Raw genomic sequence first — 6,152 nt, forward strand, 5'->3', positions numbered from 1 at the left:
GCCGGCCGCCGCGGGGGGGGGGGGGCCCGGCGGCCCCGCCGGGGCGGTCGCGGGCGACGAGGCCGCGGGTCGCCCGTCACCGGTGACGGCTCCGGCCACCTCGCGCACCATCGAGCGCCAGTCCGTGCCGCCGCCGGGCTTGGCGTTCGACGAACCGGACGAGTCGAGGGCCTTCGTGGCGAGGCCGAAGAGACGGTTGAGCGAGCTCATGGGGTTTCCTTCCGGATGGGAGACATGGCGTGATGAAGAACGCCAAGGTCTCCTCCGCCCCGGAGGGCCGGCAGCCCGGGATCCGGCGCTGGATCCGTAATGACGAGCGTGCCGCTGGCGGGAGTACTCCCCTTGTGCGATCCAGCCTAGGGTGAGGCCGGCGCGCCGACTGCCGTCCCGGGCCTGGACCCCGCCACTCTCAGCAGATTGATCGATTCGGCTACAGGCGGCCGACCGTCTCGATGTCTTCGAGGAAGTCGGCGGCGACCTGGGCCGAGACCGTTGCCCGCGTGCCCGCGATCGCCGCGGTGTAGTCGGTCATGAACGGGCCCTCGGGCTCGGATGCACCCGAGTCCACGGCGTTCTCGAGCGCGGACTGCGACGCCTTGCGCGCGGCGAACTCGATGTCGGCGGGCGAGAACCCGTCGGTCATCGCGACGAGCTCGGGCACGTCGATGCCGACCGCGGCCTCCGGTACATACCGGCGCCAGATGGCGTCACGAGCCTGCTCGTCGGGAAGGCCGATCGGGATCACGTAGTCGAAGCGGCCGTGCCGGAGGAACGCGGCATCCAATGATCTGATGAAGTTCGTCGCGCAGATCAGGAGGCGTCCGGGCTGCTCGCGGAAGGCGGGGATGATCTTGAGCAACTCGTTCGTCACGCCCTGCGTGGGCGAGGGCGGCTCGCCCTGGCGGTGCGAGGCGATCTCCTCGACCTCGTCGATGAAGACCACGGCGTGCTCGAGCTCGGCGATCGTCGCGAAGGTCTCGCGCAGTGCGCCGGCCAGGCCTCCCGGGTGCGACGCGAGGCGGGAGGGGAAGACCTCGACGAACGACCACTCCAGGCGGGAGGCGATCGCCTTGGCGAACGTGGTCTTGCCGGTGCCGGGCGGCCCGAACAGCACGATCGCGCGCGGCGGCACCACGCCGAACCGCTCAGCGAGTTCGGACTGCGCCAGCGGCAGCACCACGCGGCGTTCGAGGAGCTCCTTCTCCGTGTTCATGCCGCCGACCGCGTCCCAGAGCCCGCGGGGCAGCACGCGGCCGCCGAGCTCGGCGAGGCGCTTGAGCTCCTCGCGCTGCACGGGGATGTGCCGCTCGAAGTAGTGGAGGTCCTGCTTGAGCGCGAACCCCTGGCGGAGGAACGCCCCCACTCGCGTCTCGACGGCGGGCATCAGCGCCGACAGCTTCGAGATGCCCTGCGGCGCCATGCGCGCCTCGAGCGCCGACAGCAGCGACGAGCCCATGCCCGCGCCGCGCAGGTGGGAAGCGGTCGCGAGGAAGACGACCCAGCCCTGCGCGTGGGCGGCGCGGCCGATCGCGGCGCCGACGACCTGCTCGCCCATGACCGCGACCACCGCATGGTCCTTCGCGCACGAGGCGAGCACTTCGGACAGGCTGTAGACGGGCTCGACGCCCTCGGCGGTGACCTGCTCCCAGAGCCGCAGGATGCCGTCGACGTCGTCGGCGTGATAGTCGCGGATGCGCCAGCCTGCCATGCCCGGACTCCCTTCGGTGCGAGGTGGGTCGCCTCAGGCTACCCACGGGGGCAAGGCTCGGACAGTCGTATTAAGCACGTCCGGCCGGACGGACTGTCGGGCGCCCGGCCGGACGGGTCTCAGGCCGCGGGGACGAGGACGTCGCGCACCAGCGCGTCGAGCTGCGCATCGGCGTCGAGGAACTGGCGCAGCGTGTTGCGCGCGGCGCCGAAGTCGGCGAACTCCTCGGGACGCATGCCGTCCACGTCGTAGGCGCGGCGGAACTCGCTCAGCGAGGTGAGCTCGTCGAGGATCACCGGGGGCACGGGCTCGGAGATGCGATCCTCGGCGGGGATGCCGTTGGCGTCGATGCGGTGCTGCCAGTCGAACGGGGGCGAGACCACCAGGTCACCCCCGACGAGTTCCGACCACTGCAGGTGGTTGCGGAATGCCGCCGACAGGATGCGACTGCGGAAGCCCCGCTCCTGGAACACCGCGTGCGCCTTCTTGAGCGCGGCGACGCCGGCCCAGTCGAGCGTGCCCGGCGTCGTGAGAATCCGGTTCTTCGCCGTCCACGCCTTGAGCCAGTCGTCGAGGCGGCCGCCCATGATCGTCACGACGTGGCCGAACTCCTGCTCCGGAAGCCCGGCGTCGCGGCGACGGGCGAGCGCGCGCTCGAGCGCCTCGCCGACGGCGACGGCCTGCGGCACGGTGAAGCTCAGTGTCGCGTTGATGCTGACACCGCGGAAGGCGGCCTCTTCCATCGCGGCGATGCCGGTCGCTGTGGCGGGGATCTTGACGATGATGTTGTCGGCGAGCTGCGAGAACTCGACGGCCTGGGCCACGAGGGCGTCCGCGTCGCGGTGCAGGCGGGGGTCGGTCTGGATCGACAGGCGGCCGTCGCGGCCTCCGGTCGCGGCGAACGCCGGCTCGAGCAGGCGTGCGGCCTCGATCGAGAGCTCCTTGACGGCCTGCCAGCCGAGCTCGGACTCACCCCAGGTCGGGTGCTCGGCCGCGAGCTCCTGGAGGCGCGGCGCCCACACGTCGGGGTGGTTGCGGATCGCGGTGAGCGCGATCACCGGGTTGCAGGTGGCGCCCACTGCCCCGAGCGCGATCGAGCGGCGCAGCTCGTCGGGGTCGGCCGAGTCGTTCCACAGCACGGTGGGGAACCGCGCGGCGGCCTGCGCGAACGGACGGGCCGAGGCTGGGCCCCCGCGCCCGGAGGCTCCGGGCGACGCGCCAGCGGCGCTTGGAGGGGACGCGGGGACCGTGACGATGGTCATGTCGCTCGCCCTCAGACGCTCGCGACAGCCGGCTTGGCCGCCGGCACGGCGAGCTCGCCCGTCATGTACTGGGCACGACCGAAGCCGAACGACCAGTCCTGCGGGCCGTTCTCGACGTAGCCGATGAAGACGTCCTCGCCGTCGACACCCACGGTCGCCAGGCGCGTCGCGATCTCGGCGTACAGCTCCTGCTTGGTCTCATCGGTGCGGCCGCGCTGCGTGAAGATCTGGATGATCACCGGGTCGGTGCGGTCGAAGCCGAGGCCGGCGTCCTCGGCGACGATCGTGGCACCCGGGCGGGCAGTGATCACCTGGAAGCGGTCGCGGACAGGGATGCCGTACACCGCGACGATCGCGTCGTGGATGGCGCCGGCGATCTCCGCCGAGTTGGTGCGGGCGTCGCTGTGGTCGATGCGGACGAGAGGCATGGGGTCTCCTTGAAGCAGAACAACTTTGTCCTGACATTCTTACATTACTCGCTTCCCGCTCGTCAATCTCGATCCGGGTCTTGTGTGCAGCTCATCCGTATGACAGTATGTCCTGACAAATAGCTCGCCAGGCAGTGTCCGCCTACGATCGACTCACGCAAAGGAGCGTCCCCGTGTCGCATACCAGCTCCCCCTCCCGCACCGCCCGAGTCGGCGGTACCGCCGGAAAGGGCTTCCTCATCCGGCTCACGGTCATCTCGACCCTCGGCGGCCTGCTCTTCGGCTACGACACCGGCGTCATCTCCGGCGCACTGCTCTACATGCGCGACGACCTCGCCATGACCACCGCGCAGGAGGCCTGGGTGGTCAGCTCGCTGCTGTTCCCGGGCGCCGCGTTCGGCGCGCTGCTCGGCGGCCGCATCGCGGACTGGCTCGGCCGCAAGAACAGCCTCATCGTCTGCGCGGTCATCTTCCTCGTGGGCGCGCTCGGCTGCGCCTTCGCGCCGAACGTCGCGCTCATGGTCACGGCGCGCATCCTGCTCGGCTTCGGCGTCGGTGCGGCGGCCGTGGCATGTCCCCTCTACCTCGCCGAAATGGCGCCCGCTGAGCGCCGCGGCCGCATGGTGACCATCAACGAGCTCATGATCGTGACGGGCCAGATGCTCGCCTTCGCGATCAACGCGCTGCTCGCCGTCACCATCAGCGACGCCCACGTGTGGCGCGTCATGCTCGGCGTCGCCGCGATCCCCGCTGTCGTGCTCCTCATCGGCATGTTCCTGCTGCCCGAGTCGCCGCGCTGGTTCGGCGCACGCGGTCGCGTCGACGAGGCCCGCCAGGTGCTGACCCTCAGCCGCAGCCCCGAGCAGGTCGACATCGAGGTCGCCGACATCGTCTCCACCGCGAAGGCCGAGGGCGAGAGCCGCAAGCACGCATGGCACGCTCTGCGGGACAACCGCTGGATGCGCCGCCTCCTCTACATCGGGTTCGGCCTCGCGGCCGTCCAGCAAGCCACCGGCATCAACACCGTCAACTACTACGCGCCCAGCATCCTCACCGCGTCCGGACTCGGCGAGCAGGCCGCCCTCATCGCCACCATCGGCGTCGGCGTCACGAGCGTCGTCATGACCATCCTCGGCATCTGGCTGCTCGGCTTCGTGCCCCGTCGCGTCATGCTGATGATCGGCTTCGGCGGCGTCGTCGGCTCGCAGCTGCTCCTCGCCTTCCTCTTCACACTCCCCGAGTCGGATGCCACGAGCTACACGATCCTCGCCGGCATGATGCTGTTCGTCGCGTTCGTGCAGGCGTTCATCGGCACCGGCGTGTGGCTGATGCTCAGCGAGATCTTCCCCCTCGCGATCCGCGGTCTCGCGATGGGCCTCGCGGTCTTCGTGCTGTGGACCGTCAACGCCCTCATCTCGTTCGTCTTCCCGCAGATCGTCGAGGGCATCGGCTCGACTCCGACATTCCTCCTCTTCGCGGCGATCAACGCTCTGTCGTTCTTCTTCGTGTGGCGCGCCGTTCCTGAGACCAAGGGTCGTTCGCTCGAGCGCCTCGAGGAGGACTTCCGCACCCAGGCGATCCGCACCGTCCCCCGCCGCGAGCGCCTCGGCGCCTGACCCGCTCCACGATGACGGCGCCCGTGTCGACGCGGGCGCCGTCGTCGCATCAGAAAGGACCACCATGCACCTCGGTGTCTACAACGCGATCCTCCACGACCGGGACCTTCCCGCGGCGATCGAGGTCGTCCGCGACCTCGGGCTGACCGGTCTCGAGATCAACACCGGCGGCTTCCTGCCCGCCACACACGTCGCCGCTTTCGACGAGATCCTCGATTCGGATGCTGCGCGCGACGAGTTCCTCGGTCAGTTCGAGGGCAGCGGGGTCGAGGTGGCGGGACTCAACTGCAACGGCAACCCGCTGCATCCGAATCCGGTCATCGGTGACGCGCATGCCGCGGACCTGCGGCGTTCGATCCTGCTGGCGCACCGCCTCGGTCAGACCCGGGTCGTGACGATGTCGGGGCTCCCGGGCGGGGAACCGGGGACGCAGCATCCGAACTGGATCGTCAACGCGTGGAACTCGGCGGCGCTCGACGTCCTCGACTACCAATGGGACATCGCGGCGTCGTTCTGGCGCGAGATCGACCGCTTCGCGGCCGACCACGGCGTCAAGGTGGCCCTCGAGCTGCACCCGCAGAACCTCGTGTTCAACGCCGCCGACGTGCACAGGCTCATCGAACTGACCGGCGCGACGCACGTGGGTGTCGAGCTCGACGCGTCGCACCTGTTCTGGCAGCAGATGGACCCGGTCGCGGTCGTCCGCCACCTCGGGCCGCTGGTGTTCCACGCCGCCGCGAAGGACGTCCGCGTCAACGCGGAGCATGCTGCCCTGTACGGAGTTCTGGACAACCGCTTCCGCCGGCTCGACCCGTCGGAGCCCCGCGTGAACCTCGGCGGCGACGAGTGGGTCAACGAGTGGCCGAAGGAGGCAGCGTGGGACTTCGTCGCGCTCGGCCGCGGGCACGACGTCGCGTACTGGACGGAGTTCCTGCGGGCCCTGCACGAGGTCGACCCCGAGATGCGGGTCAACATCGAGCACGAGGACGTCTCGCTCGGTCGCATCGAGGGCCTCGAGGTCGCTGCGGCGGTGCTGAAGGAGGCGGATGCGGCGCTCGAAGCGTCGCTCGTCTGAGTTCGTGTCATGCGAGATGCCCGGGGCCATCGGCCCCGGGGGCCCTTGGTATCGGGGGTGGGG

The 6,152-nt window shown here is 70.1% G+C and carries 5 protein-coding genes and 1 pseudogene; 2 read left to right on the forward strand and 4 right to left on the reverse strand.

Annotated features, from left to right (window positions below):
* From ACLBXX_RS20510 to ACLBXX_RS20525, 4 genes and pseudogenes are all read right to left on the reverse strand, one after another.
* Positions 1 to 210 (reverse strand): annotated as a pseudogene (locus tag ACLBXX_RS20510) (cation-transporting ATPase); the annotation flags it as partial.
* Between the two features lie 220 nt (positions 211 to 430).
* On the reverse strand, positions 431 to 1,708 hold the full coding sequence (locus ACLBXX_RS20515) for an ATP-binding protein (RefSeq protein WP_447659528.1): 1,278 nt from the start codon (positions 1,706 to 1,708) through the stop codon (positions 431 to 433).
* 119 nt (positions 1,709 to 1,827) lie between these two features.
* Complete coding sequence (locus ACLBXX_RS20520; RefSeq protein WP_447659529.1) at positions 1,828 to 2,970, reverse strand: transaldolase family protein; 1,143 nt, start codon at positions 2,968 to 2,970, stop codon at positions 1,828 to 1,830.
* A gap of 11 nt (positions 2,971 to 2,981) precedes the next feature.
* On the reverse strand, positions 2,982 to 3,398 hold the full coding sequence (locus tag ACLBXX_RS20525; RefSeq protein WP_447659530.1) for a tautomerase family protein: 417 nt from the start codon (positions 3,396 to 3,398) through the stop codon (positions 2,982 to 2,984).
* Positions 3,399 to 3,571: 173 nt separating this feature from the next.
* On the opposite strand from ACLBXX_RS20525, the gene ACLBXX_RS20530 reads away from it, so the two are divergent.
* The gene (locus ACLBXX_RS20530; RefSeq protein ID WP_447659531.1) at positions 3,572 to 5,014 is read left to right on the forward strand and encodes a sugar porter family MFS transporter; all 1,443 of its coding nucleotides are present in this window, start codon (positions 3,572 to 3,574) and stop codon (positions 5,012 to 5,014) included.
* Between the two features lie 64 nt (positions 5,015 to 5,078).
* The gene (locus ACLBXX_RS20535; protein ID WP_447659532.1) at positions 5,079 to 6,089 is read left to right on the forward strand and encodes a sugar phosphate isomerase/epimerase family protein; all 1,011 of its coding nucleotides are present in this window, start codon (positions 5,079 to 5,081) and stop codon (positions 6,087 to 6,089) included.
* Positions 6,090 to 6,152 lie beyond the last annotated feature (63 nt).

The sequence above is a fragment of the Microbacterium sp. C23T genome (assembly GCF_053345975.1).